Source organism: Nocardia pneumoniae NBRC 100136 (assembly GCF_000308755.1).
GTDB classification, from domain to species: domain Bacteria; phylum Actinomycetota; class Actinomycetes; order Mycobacteriales; family Mycobacteriaceae; genus Nocardia; species Nocardia pneumoniae.
In genome coordinates, this window is sequence record NZ_BAGF01000070.1 from 148,717 (window position 1) to 174,152 (window position 25,436).

The 25,436-nt window shown below is 69.2% G+C and carries 23 protein-coding genes; 9 read left to right on the top strand and 14 right to left on the bottom strand.

All coding sequences use genetic code 11. The features are described 5' to 3' along the window. Positions 1–72 precede the first annotated feature (72 nt). Positions 73–825, top strand: coding sequence for an SDR family oxidoreductase (locus tag ON34_RS22710; protein ID WP_040782653.1), 753 nt, complete (start codon positions 73–75; stop codon positions 823–825). A 90-nt stretch (positions 826–915) separates the two neighbouring features. Then, positions 916–1,851 (top strand): 4-(cytidine 5'-diphospho)-2-C-methyl-D-erythritol kinase, encoded by a 936-nt coding sequence (locus ON34_RS22715; RefSeq protein ID WP_040782873.1) that lies wholly within the window; start codon positions 916–918, stop codon positions 1,849–1,851. A gap of 268 nt (positions 1,852–2,119) precedes the next feature. Here the strand turns inward: ON34_RS22715 and ON34_RS22720 are convergent, their stop codons facing one another. Continuing rightward, entirely contained in the window at positions 2,120–2,968 is an 849-nt protein-coding gene (locus ON34_RS22720; protein WP_040782656.1) for an LLM class flavin-dependent oxidoreductase, read from the bottom strand. Positions 2,969–3,235: 267 nt separating this feature from the next. Between ON34_RS22720 and ON34_RS22725 the strand changes: the two genes are divergently transcribed. Continuing rightward, positions 3,236–5,047 carry an ABC-F family ATP-binding cassette domain-containing protein gene (locus tag ON34_RS22725; RefSeq protein WP_040782659.1) on the top strand — a complete coding sequence of 604 codons (1,812 nt, stop codon included), beginning with the start codon at positions 3,236–3,238 and terminating at the stop codon, positions 5,045–5,047. Positions 5,048–5,342: 295 nt separating this feature from the next. Then, a complete protein-coding gene (locus tag ON34_RS22730; protein WP_040782662.1) occupies positions 5,343–5,549 on the top strand; it encodes a heavy-metal-associated domain-containing protein in 207 nt (68 codons plus the stop codon). A gap of 60 nt (positions 5,550–5,609) precedes the next feature. Here ON34_RS22730 and rsmA read toward each other — a convergent pair whose 3' ends face one another. The 3 genes from rsmA to ON34_RS22745 all read right to left on the bottom strand — a co-directional run bounded on the left by rsmA (position 5,610) and on the right by ON34_RS22745 (position 8,693). Next, complete coding sequence (gene rsmA, locus ON34_RS22735) at positions 5,610–6,491, bottom strand: 16S rRNA (adenine(1518)-N(6)/adenine(1519)-N(6))-dimethyltransferase RsmA (protein WP_040782664.1); 882 nt, start codon at positions 6,489–6,491, stop codon at positions 5,610–5,612. 70 nt (positions 6,492–6,561) lie between these two features. Next, positions 6,562–7,689: a resuscitation-promoting factor gene (locus tag ON34_RS22740; protein WP_040782666.1), complete on the bottom strand. Its 1,128-nt coding sequence runs from the start codon at positions 7,687–7,689 to the stop codon at positions 6,562–6,564. Between the two features lie 176 nt (positions 7,690–7,865). Then, complete coding sequence (locus ON34_RS22745; RefSeq protein ID WP_040782668.1) at positions 7,866–8,693, bottom strand: TatD family hydrolase; 828 nt, start codon at positions 8,691–8,693, stop codon at positions 7,866–7,868. Positions 8,694–8,803: 110 nt separating this feature from the next. On the opposite strand from ON34_RS22745, the gene metG reads away from it, so the two are divergent. Continuing rightward, complete coding sequence (metG, locus tag ON34_RS22750) at positions 8,804–10,390, top strand: methionine--tRNA ligase (protein ID WP_083889647.1); 1,587 nt, start codon at positions 8,804–8,806, stop codon at positions 10,388–10,390. Positions 10,391–10,604: 214 nt separating this feature from the next. Next, a complete protein-coding gene (locus ON34_RS22755) occupies positions 10,605–11,273 on the top strand; it encodes a TetR/AcrR family transcriptional regulator (protein ID WP_040782670.1) in 669 nt (222 codons plus the stop codon). A 9-nt stretch (positions 11,274–11,282) separates the two neighbouring features. Here ON34_RS22755 and ON34_RS22760 read toward each other — a convergent pair whose 3' ends face one another. Together ON34_RS22760 and rsmI are read right to left on the bottom strand one after the other, a co-directional pair. Then, positions 11,283–12,035 carry an isocitrate lyase/PEP mutase family protein gene (locus ON34_RS22760; RefSeq protein ID WP_040782880.1) on the bottom strand — a complete coding sequence of 251 codons (753 nt, stop codon included), beginning with the start codon at positions 12,033–12,035 and terminating at the stop codon, positions 11,283–11,285. 63 nt (positions 12,036–12,098) lie between these two features. After that, entirely contained in the window at positions 12,099–12,965 is an 867-nt protein-coding gene (rsmI, locus tag ON34_RS22765; protein ID WP_281032461.1) for a 16S rRNA (cytidine(1402)-2'-O)-methyltransferase, read from the bottom strand. Between the two features lie 214 nt (positions 12,966–13,179). On the opposite strand from rsmI, the gene ON34_RS22770 reads away from it, so the two are divergent. After that, positions 13,180–14,805, top strand: coding sequence for a dolichyl-phosphate-mannose--protein mannosyltransferase (locus ON34_RS22770; RefSeq protein ID WP_040782672.1), 1,626 nt, complete (start codon positions 13,180–13,182; stop codon positions 14,803–14,805). Between the two features lie 164 nt (positions 14,806–14,969). Here the strand turns inward: ON34_RS22770 and ON34_RS22775 are convergent, their stop codons facing one another. Both ON34_RS22775 and arcA read right to left on the bottom strand, forming a co-directional pair. Next, a complete protein-coding gene (locus ON34_RS22775; protein WP_040782673.1) occupies positions 14,970–15,329 on the bottom strand; it encodes a GntR family transcriptional regulator in 360 nt (119 codons plus the stop codon). Positions 15,330–15,335: 6 nt separating this feature from the next. Continuing rightward, on the bottom strand, positions 15,336–16,625 hold the full coding sequence (gene arcA / locus ON34_RS22780) for an arginine deiminase (RefSeq protein ID WP_245548147.1): 1,290 nt from the start codon (positions 16,623–16,625) through the stop codon (positions 15,336–15,338). 122 nt (positions 16,626–16,747) lie between these two features. Between arcA and soxR the strand changes: the two genes are divergently transcribed. Then, entirely contained in the window at positions 16,748–17,233 is a 486-nt protein-coding gene (gene soxR, locus ON34_RS22785) for a redox-sensitive transcriptional activator SoxR (RefSeq protein ID WP_040782675.1), read from the top strand. Between the two features lie 16 nt (positions 17,234–17,249). On the opposite strand, the gene ON34_RS22790 is transcribed toward soxR, so the two are convergent. From ON34_RS22790 to ON34_RS22815, 6 genes are all read right to left on the bottom strand, one after another. After that, a complete protein-coding gene (locus ON34_RS22790) occupies positions 17,250–18,377 on the bottom strand; it encodes a glycosyltransferase (protein ID WP_040782887.1) in 1,128 nt (375 codons plus the stop codon). 126 nt (positions 18,378–18,503) lie between these two features. Then, positions 18,504–20,345, bottom strand: a complete 1,842-nt coding sequence (locus ON34_RS22795) for a putative bifunctional diguanylate cyclase/phosphodiesterase (protein ID WP_281032463.1) — start codon at positions 20,343–20,345, stop codon at positions 18,504–18,506. Between the two features lie 43 nt (positions 20,346–20,388). Then, positions 20,389–22,524: an Rv1355c family protein gene (locus ON34_RS22800; protein ID WP_040782889.1), complete on the bottom strand. Its 2,136-nt coding sequence runs from the start codon at positions 22,522–22,524 to the stop codon at positions 20,389–20,391. Further along, positions 22,514–23,287 (bottom strand): hypothetical protein, encoded by a 774-nt coding sequence (locus ON34_RS22805; protein WP_174372064.1) that lies wholly within the window; start codon positions 23,285–23,287, stop codon positions 22,514–22,516. The genes ON34_RS22800 and ON34_RS22805 overlap by 11 nt, the downstream gene beginning before the upstream one ends. A 248-nt stretch (positions 23,288–23,535) precedes the next feature. Beyond that, positions 23,536–23,970, bottom strand: coding sequence for an effector binding domain-containing protein (locus ON34_RS22810; RefSeq protein ID WP_040782678.1), 435 nt, complete (start codon positions 23,968–23,970; stop codon positions 23,536–23,538). Further along, the gene (locus tag ON34_RS22815) at positions 23,967–24,410 is read right to left on the bottom strand and encodes a GyrI-like domain-containing protein (protein WP_040782680.1); all 444 of its coding nucleotides are present in this window, start codon (positions 24,408–24,410) and stop codon (positions 23,967–23,969) included. The genes ON34_RS22810 and ON34_RS22815 overlap by 4 nt, the downstream gene beginning before the upstream one ends. A 228-nt stretch (positions 24,411–24,638) precedes the next feature. Here ON34_RS22815 and ON34_RS22820 point away from each other — a divergent pair, with 228 nt between their 5' ends. Beyond that, the gene (locus ON34_RS22820) at positions 24,639–25,394 is read left to right on the top strand and encodes a uracil-DNA glycosylase (protein WP_051022990.1); all 756 of its coding nucleotides are present in this window, start codon (positions 24,639–24,641) and stop codon (positions 25,392–25,394) included. The last annotated feature ends 42 nt before the right edge of the window (positions 25,395–25,436 follow it).

Consider the following 25,436-nt stretch of genomic DNA (forward strand, 5'->3'; position numbering starts at 1 on the left):
GAATTTTATAGCGGTCACTAGAGAATGTGCTACCCTCCTTTCTGTAGCGACCGCTAGAGAAAGGGGCCCGGTATGGGCACGCTGACGGGGAAGACGGCATTGGTCACCGGAGCAAGCCGGGGCATCGGACGGGCCATAGCCGAACGACTCGGGCGCGACGGCGCACGCGTCGCCGTCCACTACAACGGCAACGAGCAGGCGGCCAAGGCGACCGTGGCGGCGATCGAGGCCGCGGGCGGCGAAGCGTTCGCGATCCGCGCCGAACTGGGTGTGCCCGGCGACGCGGCCACCCTGTGGGCCGCCTTCGACGCACACGCCGACGGGCTGGACATCCTGGTGAACAACGCGGGCATCGACGGCATCCGCGAGCCGATCGCCGGAACCGACGAGGCGGCGTTCGACCGGGTCTTCGCGGTCAACGCCAAGGCGCCGTTCTTCATCACCCGCCTCGGGCTGGACCGGTTGCGCCCGGGCGGCCGGATCATCAACATCTCCACCGGCCTCACCCACGGCGCGCACATGCCGCAGCTGATCGCCTACACCATGACCAAAGCCGCGATCGACAGCTTCACCAGCGTGCTGGCCAAGGAGGTCGGCGCGCGCGGCATCACGGTGAACGCGGTGGCGCCCGGGGTGATCGACACCGATATGAACGCGAGCTGGCTGCACAATCCCGAAGTCGCGGCGACGGTGGCGGCGATGTCACCGTTGCATCGGGTGGGTCAGTCCGCCGACGTGGCCGACGTCGTCGGTTTCCTCGCCTCCGACGACGCCCGGTGGGTCACCGGACAGTGGATCGATGCGACCGGCGGTGCGCTGCTGTAGACGAGCCGAAGGCGGCTGCGCACGCCTCAGCTCGGCCCCAGCGAGCTTCGGGACGCCTTCGTCCGGCCGTGCCCATTAGGCTTGAGCACCGTGTTGTCCGTAGTGCCGAGTCCCGTCACCGTGCGCGCGCCGTCGAAGGTGAACCTCCATCTCGGAGTCGGCGACCTGCGCGCCGATGGCTATCACGACCTGACCACGGTATTCCAGGCGCTGTCGCTGAGCGACGATCTGCAGATCGCTCCGGCGGCGTCGCTCGCGGTTCGAGTCACCGGCGAGGGCGCCGCGGAGGTGCCGACCGACCGGACGAATCTGGTGTGGAAGGCGGCCGTCCGGCTCGCGCACCTCGGCGGCCGCGCACCCCTGGTGGAAATCGCGATCAGCAAAGGCATTCCGGTGGCCGGTGGTATGGCGGGCGGCAGCGCGGACGCCGCCGCGGCGCTGGTCGGCTTGAACGAGCTGTGGGATCTGGGCCTGTCCCGGGACGAGCTCGCCGCGGTGGCCGCCGAACTCGGCAGCGACGTTCCGTTCGCGCTGCACGGCGGCACCGCGCTGGGCACCGGCCGCGGGGAACGCCTGCTGCCGGTGCTGTCACGCAATACGTTTCACTGGGTGCTCGCCTTCGCGAAGGGCGGCCTGCCCACTCCGGCCGTTTTCGCCGAGCTCGATCGGCTCCGCGAGCACGGCGAACCGCCGCGCCTCGGCGAGCCGCAACGGCTGATGCAGGCACTGGCCTCCGGTGATCCACACCAGCTCGCCCCTCTGCTCGGCAACGATTTGCAGGCGGCGGCGCTGTCGCTGAAGCCGGAGCTGCGCCGCACACTGCGCGCTGGCGTGACCGCGGGCGCGCTGGCCGGGCTGGTGTCCGGCTCCGGACCCACCTGCGCGTTCCTGTGCGAGAGCGCGGAATCCGCGATATCGGTGGCCGCCGAGCTCGCGGGCGCGGGCGTGTGCCGCAGCGTGCGGACGGCCAGCGGCCCGGTGCCGGGGGCGCGCATCCTTACCGCCGATGCGTCCGGGAAGCACTGACATCGCCCGCCGCGTCTGCTGACCGGCGGCTCCTGTCGCCTCTCGGACTCGGCCCGGTCTCGAGCAGGCTCCACCCTCTCCGAATGGGCGCATCCATCCGGAGCCGGTGCGCCCTGGGCGATGACGTCAGCGCTGGATCGCGCGTCGGCAATCGTGTTCGCCCCTCTGGACCGCGACGATGGTGGAGCGCGGTCCCGCAGATGCCGCCCGGCGGTCGCCGAGTGGGCCGGGCGAGCGGAAGCCGAGCGGCCGTCGAGCGCGACGTCCGTCAGGAGACGATGTCGGCCAGCCGATCGACTTGGTCGACATCGCGTCCGTAGCAGTAGAGCATCACCTCGTCGGCGCCGAGATCCTCGAATTGGGCCATGGCCGTGCGGATCTCGTCCGGGGTGGTGAGCATTCCGGAGACCATGGACTCGGCGCGTCCGGTGAACCGGTAGTAGGCGCCCATCGCGGCGCGAGCGTCATCGATGACCTCCTGCGGGCCGAGCGCCGCGTTCACCTGGGCGACGATGCGGGGCGCTCCGGACCTGCCGTGGTCCTTCCAGGAACGGCGCACGGTGTCGAACAGGCCACCCGCCCACGACGGCGGCGCGGCGGCGAGAAATCCTCCGCCCCAACGGCCCACGCGCTCGAGCGCCGCGGGTTGGAAACCGCCGAACAGGATTTCGGGACCTTCCGGCCGCAGCGGCGCGGGCCCGACTGGACCGCACTCGTCGCTGTAGGGCGCGCCGGACCATAGGCGGCGCATAATGGCGAGTTGCTCGTCGAGGCGGCGGCCGCGGGTGCGCAGGTCGGTGCCGGAGGCATCGTGATCGTCGGCGCGTCCGCCGACGCCGAGGCCGAGCACGAATCGGCCGCCGGACATCCGGTCCAGGGTGGCGGCCTGTTTGGCGAGCAGCACCGGGTCGCGCAGCGGCGCGAGCAGCACTTCGGTCTGGACCTTGATCCTGGTGGTCGCTCCGGCGATCGTCGCGAGCGCGATCAGCGGTTCGGGGTTGTCGTACACCAGTCGGTCGAGCAGGCCGAGCGTGCGGAAGGGGCCCGCGTCGGCGCGCCGGGCCCAGTCGAGCAGGGCGGCGGAATCGGAGATGGGCAGGCCCAGGCCGACATGCATGGGAGTTCCTCCAGAGGAGCGAAGCGGAATGGGAACGGTGCCGCCCGCCGAACACCTCGACGAGGTGGGGCTCCCATTCTGCGGCTGTACTTCTGGGGAGCGCCGGATCGGTTCCTTGGAACGAACGTTGTTCGTCGAGATGACTGTAGGCGAACACTGTTCGTTCCGCAAGCGCTCCCACTCTCCGGGACGGCGGCCCCGCCACGCCGGTCGGTACGCTGGCCCGGGGCCATCATCGGCCCGTCGCCGCAAGACACGGAAGGATCCATGTCCAACCTGATCAATCTCGAACAGGTCCACAAGAGCTTCGGGATCAAGCCGTTGCTGGACAACGTCTCGCTCGGCGTGCACGCGGGCGAACGGATCGGGGTCGTCGGCCTCAACGGAGGCGGCAAGACCACCCTGCTCGAGGTGCTCACCGGCATCGAGGAACCGGACAGCGGCCGGGTCAGCAGGGTCGGTGGCTTGCGCATGGCGGTGGTGACGCAGCGCGGCACGCTGCCCGAGGGCGCGACCGTGGGCTCGGTGGTCCTGGCCGGTCTCGCCGACGACGCGATGACCGACCAGGTCGCCGAACACGAATGGGCCGCCAACCCGCGCATCCGCTCGGTGATGGAGGGCATCGGCATCGCCGATCTCGGCATGGACACCCTCGTCGACAACCTCTCCGGGGGCGAGCGCCGCCGGGTCGCGCTCGCCGCCGCGCTGGTGCGCGAGCTCGACCTGCTGGTACTGGACGAGCCGACCAACCACCTCGACGTGGAGGGCGTGCAGTGGCTGGCCGAACACCTGCTGAGCCGCCGCAGCGCGCTGGTCGTGGTGACCCACGACCGCTGGTTCCTCGACACCGTCGCCACCAACACCTGGGAAGTGGTCGGCGGCAAGGTGGAAAGCTACGAGGGCGGTTACGGCGACTGGATCTTCGCCCGCGCCGAGCGCGCCCGCCAGGCGGACGCCTCCGAGGCGCGGCGGCGCAACCTGGCCCGCAAGGAACTGGCCTGGCTGCGGCGCGGCCCGCAGGCCCGCACCTCCAAGCCGCGCTACCGGGTCGAGGCCGCCGAAGCCTTGATCGCGGACGTGCCGCCGCCGCGCGACAGCGTCTCGCTGGCCGCCTTCGCCCGCAAGCGCCTCGGGCGCGTCGTCGTCGAACTCGAGGACGCCACGCTCGCCACCCCGGACGGCAGGGAGCTGGTGCGCGATCTCACCTGGCGGCTGGCGCCGGGCGAACGCGTCGGTCTGGTGGGCGTCAACGGGTCGGGCAAGACGACGCTGCTGCGCGCGCTGGCCGGAGACACCGGGCCGAATGGCTCGGCGCTGGCCGCGGGCAAGCGCATCCAGGGCCAGACCGTGCAGATCGGCTGGCTGCGTCAGGAACTCGACGACCTGCCGACCGATCTGCGCGTTCTGGAGGCGGTGCAGCAGGTCGCGCAGCGAATCATGCTCGGCGACAAGGAGATCTCCGCGGGCCAGCTGGCCGAGCGGCTCGGCTTCAGCCCCGCCCGCCAGCGCACACCGGTCGGCGACCTGTCCGGCGGCGAGCGCCGCCGCCTGCAGCTGACGCGCATCCTGATGTCCGAGCCGAACGTCCTGCTGCTCGACGAGCCGACCAACGACCTGGACATCGACACGCTGCAACAGCTGGAGGACCTGCTGGACAACTGGGCGGGCACGCTGGTGGTGATCAGTCACGACCGCTACCTCATCGAGCGCATCTGCGACTCCACCTGGGCGCTGTTCGGCGACGGCAAGCTGACCAACCTGCCCGGCGGCATCGAGGAATACCTGGCCAAACGCGCCGCACTCACCGCTGGGCGAACCCGCGCCACGGCGCCGGAGGCCAAGCCCGCCGACGCGCCCGCCACCGATTCCGCGGCCTACCGCGCAGCCCGCAAAGAGCTGACCCGCCTGGAACGCGCCATCGACAAACTGTCCGATCGCGAGCAGCGTCTGCACGCCGCGCTGGCCGACGCCGCCACCGATCCGGACAAGCTGGTCACGTTGGGTGCGGAACTCAAGCAGGTCATCGCAGAGAAGGAGACCGCGGAGGAACGCTGGCTGGAGCTGGCCGAAGGCGTGTAGTTCGCCGCGCTTGCCGCCGTCGGCCCACTCGAAGTCGGCAGCGATCCTCTGCCGAGCGCTCACGTGCTCGTTCATCCGCCGATACGCGGCGGCCCGACGTGCCCTCGATCAGTCGGCGCGCGCCCAGAGCGGCAATGGGCTGCACAGCGCGGAAACGCGGACGCGAGAATCGATATGGCCATGGGCGATGCTCGGCACGACGATCCCCTTGCGCCACATACCTAAGGGGGGTATCTTTCAGATGTCGGGGATACCCCCCGGATGTATGACAATGATGGAGCGAAGGAGTCGGAAAATGCCCACCACCACCTACACCGTCACCGGGATGACCTGCGGGCACTGCGTCAGCTCCGTCAAGACCGAGATCGGCAAGATCGACGGTGTGACCAGCGTCGACGTCGATCTCGCCAGCGGCGCGGTCCGGGTCGACAGCACCGGGCCGATCGCCGATGCCGATATCGTCGCCGCCGTCGACGAGGCGGGCTACGAAGTCGCCGTCTGAATCCCGTTTTCCGCCTGGCTCCTCGCACACTTGCGAGGAGCCACTGCCGTATGCGGAGCGCTACGCCTGGGCGGCCAGACGGACGAAGGCCGCGGTGTCGAGTGTCTCGCCGCGCGCGGTGGGCGAAATGCCCGCGGCGAGCAGGCGGCGTTCGGCTTCGGCGGGCGAGCCCGCCCAGGCGGCGAGCGCGGCGCGGAGGGTCTTGCGGCGCTGGGCGAAGGCGGCGTCGATGACCTCGAAGACCTTGCGGCGGTGCGCGTCGTCCATCGGCCACGGCGGCTGGGCGAAACGTTCGATCCGGACCAAGCCCGACTCGACGCGCGGAACCGGCCAGAACACCTGGGTGCCGACCGCGCCAGCGCGCCGGACCGTGCCGAAGAAACCCGCCTTCACACTCGGCACGCCATAGACGCGGCTACCGGGCTCGGCGGCGAGCCGATCGGCCACCTCGGCCTGCACCATCACCAGAGCCACCGCGATGCTCGGCAATTCGGCCAGGAGATGCAGCAGTACCGGCACCGCCACGTTGTACGGCAGATTGGCCACCAGCGCGGTCGGCACGGCGGGAAGATCCGCGGCGGTGACGCGCAGCGCGTCCGCCTCCACCACCGACAACCGCGCCGCCAGTTCCGGCGCCCGATCCGCGACCGTGACCGGAAGATGCCGCGCGAGCACTGGATCGATCTCGACGGCGACCACCGAATCCACCACATCCAGCAGCGCGAGGGTCAGCGAACCCAGACCGGGCCCGACCTCGAGCACCACGTCGGCGCGCCCGACGCCCGCGGCCGCGACGATCCGGCGCACCGTGTTCGCGTCGTGCACGAAGTTCTGCCCGAGCTGCTTGGTCGGGCGAATCCCGAACCGTTCGGCCAGCACGCGCACCTCGGCGGGACCGAGCAGCGCGGCACTTCCGCGAGCGGCAATCTCAGGTTCGGGCACCTCGAGAATCTATCAACCGAGTGTCGACGCCACCCTTCCGCTCGCCGCGGCCGGGCCTCCGCAGGACGCGTCAGCTGATGCCGAGCCTGCCGGTGCAGGCGGGCCAGGCGCCCCAGCCCTGCCGTTGCCGGGTGATCTCGGCGATGGCGATCTGCTCCTCCCTGGTCGCCAGATCGGCGCGCGGCGCGTACCGCAGACCGCCCTGCCGCTCCCAGGTGCCCTGGTCGAACTGCACGCCGCCGTAGTAACCGTTGCCGGTGTTGATCGACCAGTTGCCGGTCGACTCGCAGCGGGCCAGCGCGTCCCAGATCGCGCCGTCGCGCACCGGAGGCACCTCGGTGCCCGGCTTGGCGCCCTTGCGGACGGTCTTCGGCTGCGCGGCGACGGTCACCGTCGAGCCGATCGGCGTGCGGTCGACTTCCTGGCCGTTGACCATGGTGACCGCGAACGTGACGTCCTGGACGCCCGGCTTGCCGGGTGATTCCACGACGGTGCGGCTCATGTTCAAGGTCGGGTCTTCGATGACGTTCTCCGGCGGATCCAGCGGCATCGTCTCGGTGTGCCGCTCCACCCGCTTGCGCGTCACCGTGATGCGCAGGCCATTCGTCAGCGGGGTCGACGCGGCGGGTTCGACGGAGTCCTGCTCGATCAGCGGGATGCCCGCGACCTTCAGGAACTCACCGACCGTGGGGGCGGCCAGGCGAACGTCCACCGGGTTGCCGATGCCGTCGAGCAGCGAGACCGTGCGCGGGGTCGCGATGAGCAGCGACGCGCCCTGCAGCGGCAGCTTCTCCTCGCGCGCGGGCGAGACGTACACCTCTTTCGGGATCTTCAGCTGCTCGAGCGCCTCCCCGGCGGTCACACCGGTGGTCCACACCTTCTGCGTCAAGCCGTCGACCGAGATGTCGACTTCCCGTGCCCGATTGAGCGTGATGGTCGCGCCGTTGCCGATGTGCGCGGCCAACGCGGGAGCCACCTTGTCCCGGTCGGTCACGGCGAAGCCCGCGGCCTTCAGGACGCCGCGCACGTCGCGCGACATGGTGGTCTGCAACAGCTTCTCGCCGTCCACGACGACGGTCACCGTCTTGCGGTTCACGATCGCCAGGCCCGCGCCGACGATCAGCGTCAGCAACAGCGCCCCGACCGCGAGGTACAGCAGCGGGGACCGCGACTGGTTGATCCGCGTAAAGGGTGACATGGTCACAGCACGATAACGAGGGTGCCGGGACCCGACAACCGCAAGCTCCGGAACAGGGGCTTTTCAATATCACGATCAAATATCGACGGCGCAGGTAAATCACGGAACGAGATACCAAACGTGACATAGAACACATTTGGGATGGCGGGCTCTCGTCAGCGAAGCGGCCGGGAGCCTTAGATGCGGTAGACGCGACGCGCGTTGGCGGTGGTGATCTTCGCCAATTCCGCGGGGTCCTGCTCGCGCAGTGCGGCCAGCGCTCGCACCGTGTAGGGCAGGCAGTACGGCTCGTTGGGCGCGCCACGGAACGGATGCGGGGTCAGATACGGCGCGTCCGTCTCGACCAGGATCTGATCGTCGGGCACGACTCGAGCCGCCTCGCGCAGCTCGTGCGCGTTCTTGAAGCTCACCGTCCCGGAGAAACTCAGGATGTACCCCTCGGCCACGCAGGACAGCGCCATGTTCGTGTCCGAGGAGAAGCAGTGGAAGATCACGGTGTCCGGCGGGCCCTCGTCCAGCAGCACCGTCAGCAGGTCGTGGTCGGCCTCGCGATTGTGGATCATCAGCGGCTTGCGGACCCGTTTGGCCAGGTCGATATGCCAGCGGAAACCCTCGATCTGCGTCTCGATGTCCGCGCAGCCGTCCAGCTTGCCCGGCCAGTAGTAGTCCAGGCCGGTCTCGCCGACGGCGACCACGCGCGGGTCGGCGGCCAGGCGCTCCAGCTCGGCCTTCGCCGCGTCGTCCAGCGCGTTCGCCCTGGTCGGATGCAGTGCGACGGCCGCGAACACGCGATCGTCCCAGTGCGCGGCCCGCACCGCCCACCGCGCCGCGGCCAGGTCGTCGGCCACGGTGACCACCTGGCCGACGCCGACCGAAGCGGCCCGGTCCACGATCGCCGCGGTGGAGGCCGCGTCGGTCGCGCCGCAGGCGTCCAGGTGGGTGTGCGCATCCACGATCGGCGCGAGCGGCTCCGGCAGCTCCGGCGCGGGACGGGCGGCGCTCATCGACGGCCACCCCCGGCGAGCGCACCGTGGTCGGCGAGCGCGCGGTGGTCACGCAGCGCGGAGGCATCGACCCGCGGATCGACGCCGGGGATATTCACGCGAGCGAAGGAATGCACGAGCATTACAGTAGACACACCATGAGCGAAGCTGACCGCCCCGCCTTCTACATCACCACGGCCATCGCCTATCCGAACGGTGCGCCGCACATCGGGCATGCGTACGAGTACATCTCGGCCGACGCCATCGCCCGCTTCAAGCGGCTCGACGGGTACGACGTGTTCTTCATGACCGGCACCGACGAGCACGGCCAGAAGATGCAGCAGGCCGCGGGCGCCGAGGGCATGCCGGTGCGGGAACTCGCCGCGCGCAACTCCGATGTGTTCGAGGCGCTGGACAAGACGCTCGACATCTCCTTCGACCGGTTCATCCGCACCACCGACGCCGACCACCAGGTGGCCAGCGCCGCGATCTGGGAGCGGATGCTCGCCAACGGCGACATCTACCTGGGCAACTACTCGGGCTGGTACTCGGTGCGCGACGAGGCGTTCTACACCGACGAGGAGACCACGGTGCTGGAGGACGGCACCCGCGTCTCCACCGAGTCCAAGACCCCGGTGACCTGGACCGAAGAGTCGAACTACTTCTTCCGGCTCTCGGCCTACCAGGACAAGCTGCTCGCGCTGTACGACGAGCATCCCGAATTCATCGCACCGGCGACGCGGCGCAACGAGATCGTCAGCTACGTCAAGGCGGGGCTGAAGGATCTGTCCATCTCGCGCACCACCTTCGACTGGGGTGTGCCGGTGCCGGGCCACCCGGACCACGTCATGTACGTGTGGGTGGACGCGCTGACCAACTACATCACCGGCGTCGGCTTCCCGGACACCGAATCCGCCGCGTTCCAGAAGTTCTGGCCTGCCGACGTCCACATCATCGGCAAGGACATCACCCGTTTCCACACCGTGTACTGGCCCGCGTTCCTGATGTCGGCTGGTGTGGAACTGCCGAAACGCGTGTTCGTGCACGGGTTCCTGTACAACAAGGGCGAGAAGATGTCCAAGTCGGTCGGCAACGTGGTCGACCCGCTGGAGCTGGTCGAGAACTACGGCTTGGACGCGGTGCGCTTCTTCCTGCTGCGCGAGATCTCCTACGGTCAGGACGGCAGCTACAGCCACGAGGCGATCGTCGGCCGGATCAACAGCGACCTGGCCAACGAGTTCGGCAACCTGGTGCAGCGCAGCACCAAGCTGGTCGCGCGCGACTGCGGCGGCGTGGTGCCGACACCGGGCGAGTTCACCACCGACGATCGCGCCCTGCTCGACCTCGCGGGCGGCCTGCTGGAGCGCTGCCGCACCGAATTCGACGCCCAGCAGATGCATCTCGCGCTGGAGGCGATCTGGCTGACGCTCGGCGAGACGAACCGGTACTTCTCCGCTCAGGCGCCGTGGGCGCTGGCGAAATCCGGCACCCCGGAGGACCTCGCCCGCGAGGCCACGGTGCTGTACGTGACGCTGGAGGTGCTGCGGATCGTCGCCATCCTGGTGCAGCCCGTGATGCCGGGTTCGGCGGGGCGCATCCTCGATCAACTGGGTCAGCAGAACCGGGCCTTCGCCGACATCGCGACCCCGATCGAGCCCGGGGTCGCTCTGCCCGCGCCGGAACCTGTTTTCCCCAAGTACGTCGAACCAAAGGATTGACTCGAAGGTGTTGCGTGCCGGAATATCAAGGCGCGCAATACTTTCGCACTGTTCTCCCCGGGGCCGAGCCGGGCACCGATCCACCTGCCTTCCCGCGGTGGAATCCGTTGTCGGATAATGAAACACCGGTTCGCGGCCGTGCAGCGCCCCGGACCGTGTGCGATCGGTACGTCGACGTTCCGTTCGGATCGGTTCCGGCACAGAGAGGGCACCCATGCGTCAGCAGCATGCGACGACATCCGTTCAGCGGTCCGGTTTCGCCGAGCGCCATCGCGCCGCGCGCGAAGCCGTGCTCACGTCGCAGCGCGGCAGACTGGTCGAAGCCATGGTCGAGTGTGTGGACAGCAAGGGCTATCCCGCCACCACACTCACCGATCTCGTTGCGCGAGCCCGGGTTTCGCGCACCACCTTCTACGAGCACTTCACCAACAAGGAGGAGTGCTTCGTCGAGGCGGTGCACACGGGGGTCGACATCGTGGCGACCCGGATCGCGGAGGAACTCGCGCAACTGCCGCCGGACGCCGACGCGTACGCGAAGATCGAATCCATCGTCGTCACGTTCTGCCAGACCGTCGCCACCGAGCCGGATTTCGCGCGGCTGGTGCTGGTGGAGTCCTTCAAAGTGAACCAGGCCGCTGTCGGCTACCGCGACCTGGCCGTCGACCGGTTCGCCCAGCTGTATCGACTGTTCTACGACGAGGCACGCGCGGCCGATCCGACGCTGCCGGAGATCTCGGACGAGCTGATCGCCCTGATCCCGGACGCCATCGGCGAGCGCACGCGCCGCGTCATCATCGCCGACGGCCCCGGGCGCGTACCGGAACTGGCGCCGCTGTTCGTCCAGTTCGTCATGACCACGCTGGGGCTGCCGGTTCCGGCCTGACCGGCAGGCTCACTTCCAGCGATCGAGCAGGCGGTTGGTCTCGGTGGTCAAAGCGGCCTGGAGGAACGGGCCGAAGGTGATGCGGGCGACGCCCTGATCGGCGAGGGCCGCCTTGTCGGCCTGATCCGGGAGCACGGTGGCGCTGATCGGCAGCGGCAGTTCGCCAGTCAGGCGGCGCATGTCGGCGTCGGCGTGGCGGCCCACCGGGAACAGCACGTCGGCGCCCGCCTCGGCGGCCAGCTTCAGCCGTTCGACAGCACGGTCGACACGGTCGGCGTCGTCACCGTCTTTGCGCAGGAACAGGTCGGTGCGGGCATTGATCACCACGTGCACGCCCGCGGCGTCGGCGGACTCGCGCAAACGGTGCACGAGATCGGCGTGCTCCTGCGCGCCGCGCAGCCGCTTGCCCTCGCTGTGCACGGTGTCCTCGATATTGAGTCCGATCGCGCCCGCCTCGAGCAGCCCCTCGATCAGCCGCGCGGGCTCCAGCCCGTACCCGGACTCGATGTCGACCGACACCGGCACGTCCACCGCCGCCGTGATCTGCCGTACCCGGGTCATCGACTCGTCGAAGGTCATCCCTTCCCCGTCGGCGCGACCGATCGAGTCGGCCAGCGGATGACTGCCGACCGTCAAGGCCGAAAAACCGGCCTCCACCGCGACTTTCGCGGACCAGGCATCCCATACCGTGGGGAAAACTCCCGGATCCCCCGGCACATGCAGTCCGAGAAACGTCGTGGCTTTGCTCTCCAGAGAAGTCATACCGACGATCATGCCCGCCGCACGAACCCGGGCACACACAGGGCGCGCCTTCCCGCCGCCCTGCTACGAGCCGCGGCGGGCGGTGAGGACCGCGTCGTAGAGCTCGCGGCGGGAAACGGCATGCGCGGCGGCGATGTCGGCGCAGGCGTCCTTGAGGCGGATGCCGGTGGCGGTAAGGGATTCGACCGCGTCGACCAGGTCGGCGGGGTCGGCGGAAGTCGGCGCGGCGCCCGCGAGGACCACGGTGATCTCACCGCGCGCGCCGTCGACCGCCCAGGCCGCGAGTTCGGCGAGGGTGCCGCGGACCACTTCCTCGTAGGTCTTGGTCAGCTCGCGGCAGACGGCCACGCGACGATCCGGTCCGAGGATCTCGACCGCGTCGGCCAGGCAGTCGGCGAGGCGGTGCGGCGCCTCGAAGAAGACACAGGCGCGCGGCTCCGCGGCCAAGGTGCGCAGCCATTCCCGGCGCTGGCCGGATTTGCGTGGCGCGAATCCGTCGAAGCAGAACCGTTCCACCGGCAGGGCCGACAAGGCAAGCGCCGTGGTCACCGCGGAGGGGCCGGGCAGGCAGGTCACCGGCAGGCCGCGCTCGACGCAGGCCGCGACCATCCGATAGCCGGGGTCACTGACCGACGGCATGCCCGCGTCGGTGACCAGCAGCACCGTGCGGCCTGCGGCGATCTCGTCGAGCAGCATCGGGATCCGCGCCGTCTCCACGTGGTCGTAGAAACTGACCACCCGCCCGGTGATCTCCACCCCCAATGCCTTTGCCAGCGCCCTGGTCCGCCGAGTGTCCTCGGCGGCGACGACATCGGCCGTGGACAGCGCTGCACGCAGGCGCTGCGAGGCATCCCCGACATCACCCATCGGCGTCGCCGCGAGCACCAGCCCGCCTCCCGTCGCCTCGTCCGCCACCGCACTCCCGTCCACGTCACGTATCCGGCGATCGCCGCCACCCGCAGCCTATCCGCCGATGCCACCGGCCCCAGCAGACCCCGGCGCGGCCATGCGGTTCGGGCCGCACCGACCGAAGCGAAACGCGGCCGCGATCCCCACCGCGCAACACCTGATCACGCAACTCGCGAGCCACCCAACTAGTACGGCCTGAAGACCCGGATAGGCGGGGCAGCTTACGATCGGGGGCGTGACTCAGGTGACCGACCAGCGTGCGAAGGCACGGTTCGGGACCGTGCCCTCCTGGTCGAGTCCGGCGCCGCTGCGGCCGACGCCCGACTTCGGGCCGACCGACCGGTTGCGTGGGTGGCTGGTGACGGCGTTCCTCACCGCGATCGCGGCGGTGACGCGGTTCACGATGCTCAACTATCCGACCGACGCGGGCACCCCCGTGTTCGACGAGAAGCACTACGCCCCGCAGGCCTGGCAGATGCTCACCGGCGGCTGGGTGGAGGACAATCCCGGTTACGGGCTGGTGGTGCACCCGCCGGTCGGCAAGCAGCTCATCGCGATCGGCGAGGCGATGTTCGGCTACAACGGCTGGGGCTGGCGCTTCACCGCCGCGATTGCCGGAACCGTGCTGGTGCTGCTGGTGATCCGGATCGTGCGCCGGATGGCGCGCTCCACGCTGATCGGCGCGATCGCGGGCATCCTGCTCATCGCCGACGGGCTCACCTTCGTCTCGTCGCGCATCGGCATGCTCGACATCTTCATGGCGCTGTTCGTGACCGCCGCCTTCGGCTGTCTCATCGTCGACCGCGACGAGACCCGCGCCCGGGTCGCCAGGGCGGACGCCGAGGGCCGGATCGGCGTCACCGACTGGGGGCCGCGCCTCGGTGTGCGCTGGTGGCGCTTCGGTGCGGGCGTGCTGCTCGGGCTGGCCTGCGGGACCAAGTGGTCCGGCATCTATTTCATCGCCGCCTTCGGCCTGCTGAGCGTCTACTTCGATCTCTCGGCGCGGCGGGCCTATCGGGTCCGCCGCCCCTGGCTCGGCGTCGCCGTACGCGATATCGGCCCCGCGCTGTACGCGCTGGTGCTCGTGCCGCTCGGGGTCTATCTGGCCAGTTACTGGGGCTGGTTCGCCAGCGAGACCGGCGTGTACCGGTACATGCCGGGCAATCCGTCGGCTCCGACGGACCCGATCGGCACCGGCGGATTCTGGTCGCATGTGGTGCCGGGCGCCCTGCGTTCGCTGTGGTACTTCAACGCCAGATCGCTGGAGTTCCACACCGAGCTGACCAACTCGGCGGGCAACCATCACCCCTGGGAGTCCAAGCCCTGGACCTGGCCGATGGGCCTGCGCCCGATGCTGTACTACTACGCCGACAGCGGCGTCACCGGCTGCGGCCAGACCCAGTGCGTGAAGGCCGTGATGCTGATCGGGACGCCCGCCCTGTGGTGGATCGCGATTCCGGTGCTGGCCTGGATGCTGTGGCGCGCCGTGGTCCGCCGCGACTGGCGCTACGGCGCGGTGCTGGTCGCCTACGGCGCGGCACTGCTGCCCTGGTTCGCCACACTCGACCGGCAGATGTACTACTTCTACGCCGTCCCGATGGCGCCGTTCCTGGTGATGGGCGTGGCGCTGGTGCTCGGCGACATCCTGGGCCCGGCACGCCCGAGCCCGATACCGCGCAGCCCCGCCGGAACCTACCTGTCCGCGCCGCCGAGCGAACGGCGCAGCCTCGGCCTGCTCGCGGTCTGCCTGTATCTCGGGCTGGTGATCGCCAACTTCATCTGGCTGTGGCCCATCCTCACCGCCCTGCCGATCACACCGAGCAACTGGCACGACCACCTCTGGCTGCCCAGCTGGCGGTAGCTGTGTCTGATTTGCAGCGCCTGCGGCGCTGCGTGTTCGCGGAGAATACTCAATCTCGCTTCGCTCGAAACCGGGAGTTGGGCTGAGTAGTTGCGTAAGACGGCAACTGCAGCCCAGTTCGCAAGGACGCAGATCGAGCGGCAATGGAACGCAGCCGCCACTGTTCAGGCTTCCAGCGCTGCCCGCACGTAGCGCAGTGCCGTGTCGTCGTCCAAGCCCAATCTGCGCACCGTCGCGACGTACGCGGTGGCGGCCCGGCCAGCCACGTCCCGCGTCGGGTCCCCCGACGACGCGATGAACGACCCCTGTCTGCCTCGGGTCTCGACCACTCCGTCGGCCTCCAGCTCGCGGTAGGCCCTGGCCACCGTGTTCGGGGCGAGACCGAGCTGGGCGGCCAGCGCACGGACGGTGGGGATCTTGGTTCCGGCTGTCAGCTCACCGGAGCGCACCTGGGCGATGATGCCGAGGCGCAGCTGCTCGTAGGGCGGCACGGCCGACTCGTGCGACACCGTGATGGTGAACATGGCGACTCACACGTCGTCTCGGGACAGCGGACAGGACAGGCACCGGGGTCCACCGCGGCCGGAACCCAATTCCGAACCGGGGATGCGCAGCACCTCGATGCCCGCGTCCTCCAGTCTGGCGTTCGTCATCTCGTTGCGCTCGTAGGCCACCACCACGCCAGGGGCGAGGGCGAGGGTGTTGTTGCCGTCGTCCCATTGCTCGCGTTCGGCGGTGACGCCGTCCAGCCCGGTGTCGATCACCCGCAGCTTGCCGATGCCCATCGCGTCGGCGGCGGCGGGCAGGAACGGGTCGGGACCGCGCATCGCGACCCGGCCGCCGCCCTGCCGCCCGCCGTAGTCGTCCTCCTTGTGAATGGTGAACGCGCACAGCGAGTCCCGCACCGCCGGGTACATCACGACGGCGTCGGCGTCGACCATGGTGCACACCGTGTCCAGGTGCATGGTCGCGCGGGTCTGCGCGATCGGCACCACCAGCACGGTGTGCGCGAGGTCGTCGTCGAACAGGCTGCGGGCCAATGCTTCCGCCCCCGCGGGGGAGGTACGCTCCCCGACGCCAACCGCGACGACGCCTTGGGACAGCAGCAGCACGTCACCGCCCTCGATCGGAGCGGTGTGCGATTCATAGGCGCGCCGCACCCCGAGGAAACGGGGGTGGAAGGCGTAGATGAGATCGGTCAGCGAAGTCTCGCGGCTCCGGGCGGGCAGTGCCAGCGAGGTGATCGCGACGCGCGGACCGACCCAGAACGAGGAATCCCTGGTGAACAGCAGATTGGGCAGCGGATCGATGACGAAGTCCGCGCCGTGGTGCATGCGGCGGACCAGGGAGGTGTGGTCGGGCCCGAACGGCAATTCGTCGAACGTCATGCCCGCCATCAGGATCTCGGCCAATTCCCTCGCCGGGACCCCGCGCAGGAAGGCGGCCAGCTCGTCGGCCAGCGTGTGCCCGAGCCTGCGCGCGTCGACCGCGGCCGAGATGCCCTGGATGCGGGCGGCGCCGCTGACCGCGAGCGTCTCGGCGAGCAGGTCCGACAGCAGCAGCACCTCGGTGCCGCGGGCGCGCAGGACGCCGGCGAAGGTGTCGTGCTCCTGCTGCGCGCGTTCCACCCAGGGGATGCCGTCGAACAGCAGTTGATCGTTGTTACGCGGCGTCAGCCTGCGCAGCTCGTTGCCGGGCCGGTGCAGCAGCACCGTACGCAACGCACCGACTTCGGAGGTCACCGCGAGGCGCGCATCGTCCCGCTCGGGCCCCTGCGGGTCCGGATCTTCGCGCCGCGCGGACACAGCATCTGCTCCCATGATCAGACCGTAGTTCGCCGCGGCCTCGAGAGCACGGAATTCTTGCTGATCACCCGTGCTGCTGAATCCGCCCCCCGGCTCACCTAACCTGAAGTATTGTTGAGGTGATTGGAGGAGTGTGCATGTCGACAGCCGATTGGCGGGCGAAAGAGCTGACCCCCGGCCAGCTCTCCGAGCGTAGTGGAGTCGCGGTCTCCGCGTTGCACTTCTACGAACGCGAAGGGCTCATCACCAGCAGACGCACCAGCGGGAACCAACGGAGATACGCTCGCGAGACGCTGCGCCGGGTTGCCTTCATCCGCATCTCCCAGCGTGTCGGCATACCGCTGAGCGAGATCCGGGCCGCCCTCGACCAGCTGCCCGAAGGCCGCACCCCCACCCGCCGCGACTGGGAGACCCTGTCGACGGCCTGGCGTGCCGATCTCGACGACCGGATCACCCAACTGGTTCGCTTGCGCGACAACCTCACCGGCTGTATCGGCTGCGGCTGCCTGTCACTGGGCAGCTGCCGCCTGGTCAACGAGCACGACCGGCTCGGCTCCGAGGGCCCGGGCGCGCGCGTGCTCGACGTGCAGCTGAACTGCCCGTCGAAACCGGCGGCCTGCTGACCGGCGGTCGGCCCGGCTAGCGGCCGAGCACCTCCAGCATGCCCGCCACCGCCCGCGGCCAGGTGAACTGCTCGGCGCGGCTGCGCGCGGCCTTGCGCCGCCCGGCCTGCGGCATGGCCAGCACGTCGGTGACCGCCCGCGCGAACGCGGACGGATCGTCGGCGGCGACCGCGCCGCAGTCGGCGGTCACGATGTCGGCCAGCGCCGAGGATCGGCTCGCCACCACGGGGGTGCCCGCCGCGAGCGCCTCCAGCGCGGCCAGCCCGAACGTCTCGTGCGGACCAGGGGCCAGCGAGACATCTGCGGTGGCAAGCAATTTCGCGACCATCGCCCGCTCGGAGATGAAGCCGGTGAAGTGCACGGCCGGCACCCCACCGGGCAGCGCGGGCAGTGCCCGTGCCCGCCGCTGCAAGGCATCCCGCCGCGGACCGTCTCCCGCGACCACCAACCGGGCCTCGATGCCCGCTTCGCGCAGCGCGCCGACCGCCTCGATGCTGCGATCCACCCGCTTCTCCACCGACAACCGGCCGCAGTGCACCAGCAGCGGATGTCCCGGCACCCCGAGATCGGCACGCAGCCTGCGGTCGCGCCGCCGCGGGCTGAACAACTCCAGATCCACCCCCAGCGGGACCAGCTCCACGTTCGACGCACCGATGCGCTGGAATTCCTCGCGGGCGAATTCCGTCGTGCACACGACCCTGTCGTACTCGCCGGCGGTATGCCGGTTGGCCACGTCCGCGCAGCGCCGCGCCACCGGTCCGGGCAGCACCTGGCCGAGCAGCCGGTCGAGGCGCTCGTGCGAGATCATCACGCCGGTCACCTCGCGCCGCCGCGCCCAGCGACCGAATCCGCGCAACGTCAGCCGATCGGAGACCTCGAGCACGTCGGGCCGCAGCCCGGCCAGCACGTCGGCCACCCGGCGCGGGTGCGCCGCCCGATAGCCACCGGTCCACGGAATGGCCAACGCGGGCAGCGTGATCCGCACGACCCCGCTGGGCAGGATCTCCTCCGATCGTCGCGGACCCGGCACGATCAGCACCACCTCGTGCCCGGCGGCGGCATACCCCTCGCCCAGGTGGTGCAGCGCGGTGCGCAGCCCACCCGAACGGGGGCCGTAGAAGTTCGCCAGCTGAACTATGCGCACGTCGCCGATCGTGCAGCGGATCGGGTTACCCGCGCCGAACGACATGTGAACAGACGTGAAAGAACGGGCGAACCAGCTGATTCGGCCCGGGAGGACGACCACGGCATGCGGTCCGGCCGCCGGGATTCAGTGCGCGGGCAGCCCACGACCGGCTCGGGGCAGATCGAGGTCGAGCGGAATCCGGCCCGCCGCCAGATGTGCTTCGACCTGTTCCGCTGGCATGGGCCGTGCGATGAGAAACCCCTGCGCGCGATAGCACCCGAGGCCGACCAGGGTGCGTGCGGCGACCGCCGTCTCGACGCCCTCGCCGACGACGCCCAAACCGAAGGAACCGGCCAGGCCGATGATGGATTTCACGATGGCCAGATCGTCGGTGCTGGCGCCGAGCCGCTGGACGAAGCCGCGATCGATCTTCACCGCGTCCACCGGCAGCGCTTTGAGATGCGACAGCGAGCTGTATCCGGTGCCGAAGTCGTCGATGGCGATCTGCACGCCCATGCGCTTCAGTCCGCGCAAGGTGACCTGGGTGCGGGCCAGATCCTGCACCACGACGTGCTCGGTGATCTCCAGACACACCGAACTTCCGTCGATGCCGAAAAGGCGCAGGATGTCTTCGATGCGCTCGACGAAATCGAGGCTGACCAATTGCACCGGCGACACGTTGATCCGCATCACGACGTTCCCCGCCATGCCGCGGCGGCGCCACTCCGCGAACTGCGCGCAGGCCGACCGAATCACCCAGCGCCCCAGCTCGCCCGCCAGGTTGGTGGCCTCGGCCACGGTGACGAACGCGGCGGGCGGCAACAACCCCCTGGTCGGATGCAACCAGCGCACCAGCGCCTCCAGCGCGACGATGCGGCCGGTGCGCAGGTCGACCTCGGGCTGATAGTGCAGCAGCAGCGAACCGTCCGACACCGCGCCGCGCAAGTTGAGCTCCACATCGTCCTGGAGCTCGAATTGGGCGCGCATGGCGTCGGTGAACACCGCGACTCCGTTGCCACCGCCGGACTTCGCCGACAGCAGCGCGTGATCGGCGCGGCGCAGCACGTCCGCGACGGTGGTTTCCCCGGGAATGCCGAGCGCGACCCCGACGCTGGCGCCCCGGCTGACGGACTCGCCGCCGACGGTGACCCGCCGGGCGATCAACTGCTGGATGCGGTTGGCCTCGTACTCGGCGGCCACCGCGTCCATGGGTTTGGCGGGAACGATGACGAATTCGTCGCCGCCGAGCCGGGCGATCATGTCGTTCGGGTCCAGGTTCTCCCGCAACCGCGTCGACAACGTGCGAATGAAGTTGTCCCCGGCGGTGTGACCGAGGAAATCGTTGAGTGCTTTCAAGCGATCCAGGTCGAGGAAAAACGCGGCCACCGGACCGGGACTGCCCGCGCGTAGTCGTTCCTCCATATGCTCGAGCAGCGCGCGTCGATTCGCCAGACCGGTCAAATCGTCGTGCAGCGCGATATATCGGAGCCGTTCTTCCGCGACGACCCGCGCCTGCAATTGCGCAAAGAGCGCCGCGATGGCCTTCAACACATTGAGCTCCCGATTGCTCCACTCTCGATCACCCGCTTTGACGAACCCGAGCGCACCGGTCGGCTCGCCCCGGGACAGCAGCGGCACGGCGGCCGAAGTGACTCCCGCGATGCCGGAGGCCCGGCGAACGGTCTCCTGATACTCGGCGAACTGCGGGGTCGGACGCGCGACCAAGGGCTCGGTCGCGTTTTCCAGCGCACGGAACACGGGGTCGGCGCTCTCGAAATAGATCACCCCGAGCGGGTCGGGGTCCGGCACGTTCTGCCGGTGCGGCCACTCCGCGATGAGCACGGTTGCTCGACGTTCGCGGTCGGTGTGTCGCACATAGCTGAAGTCCACGTCGAAGTACTCGACCAATTTCGCGAGCACGCGCTCGGTGGCGGCGACCATAGTGGTGGCGTCCACACCCATGAGCTCGGAGGCGACCTGGGTCACCAATGAGTCGAGGGTACGCCGTGGCACATTGTCTCCGATCGCGCTAACTACTGGCGTCCACGCCGAGCACCGGACGCCGCCGACTGCGTACGGTGGCGGCGGAGGCGTAGCTCAGGCGAAGCACCAACGCCATGGTCTCATGCTCGGGCACTTCCAGCAGGTTCAGGAAACGACCTTGAAGTGACGCTAGTGTATCCGCGAAGTCGGGGGAAATCGCGGTAAGTTCGCCCGGGCGTCGGGCGTACAGGTATACCGGCGAAATCGGTTGCACACACAATCCGAGGCGCTCGGCCTGCACCCAAACCTGCGCGACCGCCGCCCCTGCCTCGGCATAGTCGCTCAACCGAGGCTCGGCGCCGTCGAATGTCACGGCCAAAATGGCGGAGCTGGATCGCACGCGGTCGGCGGTGTATTTCCCCAGAGCCGCACCGCCGGACCAGGATCGCAACTGCGCCATCACATCGGCGCGCGTGATGATCTCGAACGCCGCCCACTCGTCATCGGTGAGTTCCAGGCTGCGCGCATCGATCCCGGTGTCCGGATCGTCGTCCGGCCACCGAACTTCGGCGAGCATTTCCTCGTATAACCGGGGCGTGAGATAGCGGATTCGGTCGGAATCACCCAGCAAACGTGCAGCTTCTTCGATTCTCAGCCGATCCACCACCGCGCGCAGATGCGCACCGGCCGATTCGGCGACCGCCGCAAGGGAATCCAGCACCCCGTCGGCCAGCGGGGCGCCGGTGCCGACCCGGCGATTGGTCGCGCGGCGCAGCACGGCCGGATAGTCGGCGGCGAGTTCCGGATTCCGTTCACCGCCCAGGCGCAGCCGCGCGACGAGCTCACCGGACCCGGCGGCGCCCTCGCTGAACTCGTACGGGCCGAGGATGCCGTGTGCCGCCGCGGCGGCGCGCGCGTTGTACAAGGCGGCCCCGAGCGCGACGGCGCTGCCGCGATAGCCGACGTCCATCGCCGAGCTGTACTCCGGAGCCAGCTCGATGCGGATGTCGCTCGGCCCGGCGCGCAGCGTCCACGGCTGCATGTTTCCCCCGGAGGGCGCCCGCTGCGCGCAGGCCAGCACGCTGTCGATGGGTCCTGCGGCCGATTCGGGCGCGACCTCCGCCCAGATCGGTTCGTCGGTCGGCGGCGGGTCGGCCAGCTCGTCGAGATGCCGTTCCATGTCCACCCGGACGCGGCCGGAATCCAGCTTCGTGCCGAGACCGATGCGCCGCACGGCGGCGACCACACTCGCGGCGCCGAGGGCGACGTCGCCGCCCAGTTGCGGCCAGCTGGTCACCGTCTCCCCGACTTCGACCATGCTCGCGCCCAGCCGCGGCGACAGCCCGGCGGCGCCGAGCAGCTTCACCACGAACGGCGCCTTCTTCCTGGGCGTCAGCCCGCGCAGATCCGCGGCGCGAATGTCCCCGAGCAACCCGTGAAACGCCGGGCGCTGGGGTTCGAGATCGAAGCGCTCGACATCCAGCAAACCACGGTCGCTGGTCTCCATGAGCAACGGAATGCCGTGCCGAGCCGCCGCCTCGCGGACCAGTAGTTTCATATCGAGCGAATCACATTCCTCGACGACGACGTCCAAGCCGTCCAGGAAAGCGTCCACCGAATTCTCGTCGACTCCGGCGGCGAAGATCTCCACCGGCAGATAGGGATCCAGTTCGGCAATACGCCGCGCAGTCACGACCGCTTTGTTGACGCCGATGTCGAACAGCGTTCCGGGAACCCGGTTGAGATTCGACAACTCGATTTCGTCCAGATCGGCCAAACGCAGCCCGCCGCAAATGCCTTCGAGTGCGAGCAGATGCGCGATCGCGTGTCCGGCGCTTTGCCCGATGATCCCGATCGTGCTTTCGGCCAGACGATCCTGTTCCGCTGTGGTGAGTTTGTTCCGATTGCGATCCAGCCGAATCATCCGGAATGTCCGCCGTCCCGGCAACCCGATCACGGCGGCGCGCCACGGGTAGTAGATCCACCGATCCGCCTCGGGGCCCTCCGAGATATCCGGGGCGGCAACCATTTTGCCGAGCTCGGCGCGCAGCGACGCGCGCAGGTCGGTGAATTCGACGCGCGGATCGTCGCGCAGCGTGGCGAGCGTCCGAGCGTCGCCCGGATCGGTGCCGTCCAGGACCAGGGGCCGGTGCGGCGCCACTCGGCTGCGGTCACCGCCCATGTCGGCGCCGATCCCCCGCTCCCCGGACGCCCCCGCACGGGCCATCGGGTGTTCGGGCAGCCGGTACGCCGAGCGCCTTCTGCTCGGCCTGAGCCAGGGACCGTTGCGATTGCTCGGCGAATGCCGCGTAGGACCGGGTATCCCACCACAGCGGCACGGTCTGGTAGCGCTCGTCGGGATACGGAACCGCGGGGATCCCCTCGGCGGGCACCGCGCCGCACGACTGATGGCGGCCTACGGTGAACGACGCCACCGTGGCGAAACCGTAGCGCGCGCCGAGCAGGCGCGCCGCGTGCAGCACGGAGCGCGAGATGGCCGCGCTCAGCTCGGCGCGGTTGGGCGCGTCCCGGGCGACCCACGCGCCTTTGGCTTCGATCACACCCTCCGGTATCCGATCGGCAATCATCCGGTGCAGCTCGTCCGCTCCGGGGTGACCCGCCCATTCGACCAGCGCGTGCGCCTGCCGTGCCGCGGTATACGGGCCTTGCATCCGCACTCCGGCGACCATCTCGCCGCCCGCGTCGAGTGCCGCGAAGAACAGCGACGTCGACCGGCCATCGGCGACCGACTCGTATTCGAGCGCGTGTTCGACCCCGAAGCGCTGGTAGACCTCCAGCGCACCGTCCAGGTACCGGTGCCAGAGCTCCGGCTGAACGCTCGGTTCGGCGACTGAGAACGCACACTCGGATTGCGCGTCGTAATACCGAAACACTCCCCGCCCAAGGGAGTTCGTCGGCACGACTGCAATCAGATCCACAGTCATGTTGTTCCTACTCCATCGCCGCGCTGTTATGCGCGTTGGTCCAGCCTCATGCAGCACCCCACGGCCATGAGCCGAGACGAAGTTGCCCAGGGCAGTATCCGTCATCCGATAGGAATTGACCAGCCGTCCGGCTAATCTTCCGGAAACTCTGCGGTACGCATACTGTTTCCGCAGGTCAGAAGCGGTGTGGTCAATATCGGAAATAACGGGGAGACCAGTCGGTTCTGCTGTAGCTACCTTTCAGCAATCTATACGAGGATGGAGATGAACAGTTCCACGGACTCCGGTCCGTGCCAGATCTCGATCTCTTCACGGTAGGCACGGGTGATCTCCGCCGACGCCGTCGCGTCGTCGACCTGCGCCCACACGTCCTCCACCGGATCGTGATAGTCGCCGTTCGGCGCGAAACGCGCGTAGACACCTTTCGGCACCCGCACCAGGACGTCGCCCACCGGCACGGCGTCCGCGGCGGGGTACTCGAAGCACACCACCGCGTTGTAGTTCCCGGCCGGATCCGGCACGTACACCGTGTACATCGGCCGATCCTCGCCCGCTCGGTCGCGCAGCCGATCCTTGAGGAACTCGATCAGGTCACTGTTGCTGACCTTGAAACTGGGGCGCACTCGCGGGACCACCAGCCCGCCGTAGATCGCCTCGGCGCGGACCACGATCGCATAGCTCATCGGGCCTCGACCGCCAAGTAGAGATCGATCTTGTAGGCGTGTGGATAGCACTCGAAATCGCCGGTATAAGTCCGCTTGATCTGGTTGTGCTCCTCGGCATAGGCGATTTGCGTCCACAGGTCGGTCATCACCTGCGGGAAGTTACCGACCGAAGAGAACCGCGCATAGGCGCCGCGCGGCAGGCGTGCCACCAGGTGCCCGCGGGTGACGTCGTCGAAGGACGCGCACTGGTAGCCGACGATCTGTGTGTTGTAGGTGCCGAGCTCACCGCTGTAATCGGTGTAGGCGCTGGCCAGCGGTCCGCCGAGCTCCTGGTGCAGCACGGCCGCCCAGGCGGCCTCCAGGTCGCGGTCACGCAGTTCCCCGAGCGCACGCTTTGGGCTGCGCACCGGCAGCCCGGCAACCCACGTCTCGTCCCGCTCGACGATTTCAAACTGCATGGAAGACTCTTTCGAATGAAGCCGGCGGTGAGCTACCCGCATCCGGTCGGTCGGAACCGCCATGCTACCAACCCGGACCGGGTGGTACCGATCACATCTCCGGCTCGATATCCGGCCCGCCACGCCGCTGAACTGGACAGATGTCCGAGGGCGTCGGTCGGGATGGGACGGATCGGCTGTGAACAACCGAGCTGAGGCAGAGTGGGAGTACCTCCGAACGGAATTCCGATGAACAACAGTGAGATCTCCGGCCGCGTGTGCCGCAGCGTCGCCGAACTCGACGCCGCGGTCGCGGATTGCTTCGCCTGCCCCCGCCTGGTCGCCTGGCGCCAACTCGCGGCCGAGCAGAAGCGCCCCGCCTTTCGCGACCAAACGTATTGGGGACGTGCGGTTCCCGGATTCGGCCCGGACGACGCCCGGATGCTCATCGTCGGGCTCGCGCCCGCCGCGCACGGCGGCAACCGGACCGGGCGCATGTTCACCGGCGACCGCAGCGGGGACGTGCTCTACGCCGCGCTGCACGCCGTGGGCTTGGCCAATCAACCGACGTCGACGAGCATCGACGACGGGCTGCGGCTCACCGGCGTACGGGTCACCGCGCCGGTGCACTGCGCACCGCCGGACAACAAGCCGACCCCGGCCGAACGGGACCGGTGCGGTCACTGGTTGGACACCGAAATTCGCCTGCTGACCCCGACCCTCCGCTCGGTGGTGGTGCTCGGAGCATTCGGCTGGCAGGCGCTGTTCCCGGTGCTGGCGCGGGCGGGCTGGGTCGTCCCGCGTCCGCGACCGAAATTCGGCCACGGCGCGCACGTGGCACTCGCCGCGACCGACGTGGAACGGACGCCGCTGGAGCTGTTCGGCTGCTACCACGTGAGCCAGCAGAACACCTTCACCGGACGACTCACCCCGGCCATGCTCGAGGCGGTGCTCGGCGAAGCAGCGGCGGCAGCCGGGCTCCACGCGCCCGCTCAGCGCGAGTGAGCCGGTCTATCCCTCACGACTGCGCCTCGCTGGCGCTCGGCT

Bases quoted from the DNA above. Each gene is read 5' to 3' on its own strand.
- ON34_RS22720 (WP_040782656.1), bottom strand. From the start codon at position 2,968: ATGCATGTCGGCCTGGGCCTGCCCATCTCCGATTCCGCCGCCCTGCTC.
- ON34_RS22810 (WP_040782678.1), bottom strand. From the start codon at position 23,970: ATGAGCTATGCGATCGTGGTCCGCGCCGAGGCGATCTACGGCGGGCTG.
- ON34_RS22710 (WP_040782653.1), top strand. From the start codon at position 73: ATGGGCACGCTGACGGGGAAGACGGCATTGGTCACCGGAGCAAGCCGG.
- ON34_RS22730 (WP_040782662.1), top strand. From the start codon at position 5,343: ATGCCCACCACCACCTACACCGTCACCGGGATGACCTGCGGGCACTGC.
- soxR (WP_040782675.1), top strand. From the start codon at position 16,748: ATGTCGACAGCCGATTGGCGGGCGAAAGAGCTGACCCCCGGCCAGCTC.
- ON34_RS22805 (WP_174372064.1), bottom strand. From the start codon at position 23,287: ATGACTGTGGATCTGATTGCAGTCGTGCCGACGAACTCCCTTGGGCGG.
- ON34_RS22820 (WP_051022990.1), top strand. From the start codon at position 24,639: ATGAACAACAGTGAGATCTCCGGCCGCGTGTGCCGCAGCGTCGCCGAA.
- ON34_RS22800 (WP_040782889.1), bottom strand. From the start codon at position 22,524: ATGGGCGGTGACCGCAGCCGAGTGGCGCCGCACCGGCCCCTGGTCCTG.
- ON34_RS22815 (WP_040782680.1), bottom strand. From the start codon at position 24,410: ATGCAGTTTGAAATCGTCGAGCGGGACGAGACGTGGGTTGCCGGGCTG.
- ON34_RS22745 (WP_040782668.1), bottom strand. From the start codon at position 8,693: ATGAGCGCCGCCCGTCCCGCGCCGGAGCTGCCGGAGCCGCTCGCGCCG.
- metG (WP_083889647.1), top strand. From the start codon at position 8,804: ATGCACGAGCATTACAGTAGACACACCATGAGCGAAGCTGACCGCCCC.
- ON34_RS22760 (WP_040782880.1), bottom strand. From the start codon at position 12,035: ATGACTTCTCTGGAGAGCAAAGCCACGACGTTTCTCGGACTGCATGTG.
- arcA (WP_245548147.1), bottom strand. From the start codon at position 16,625: ATGGGAGCAGATGCTGTGTCCGCGCGGCGCGAAGATCCGGACCCGCAG.
- ON34_RS22755 (WP_040782670.1), top strand. From the start codon at position 10,605: ATGCGTCAGCAGCATGCGACGACATCCGTTCAGCGGTCCGGTTTCGCC.
- ON34_RS22775 (WP_040782673.1), bottom strand. From the start codon at position 15,329: ATGTTCACCATCACGGTGTCGCACGAGTCGGCCGTGCCGCCCTACGAG.
- ON34_RS22740 (WP_040782666.1), bottom strand. From the start codon at position 7,689: ATGTCACCCTTTACGCGGATCAACCAGTCGCGGTCCCCGCTGCTGTAC.
- ON34_RS22725 (WP_040782659.1), top strand. From the start codon at position 3,236: ATGTCCAACCTGATCAATCTCGAACAGGTCCACAAGAGCTTCGGGATC.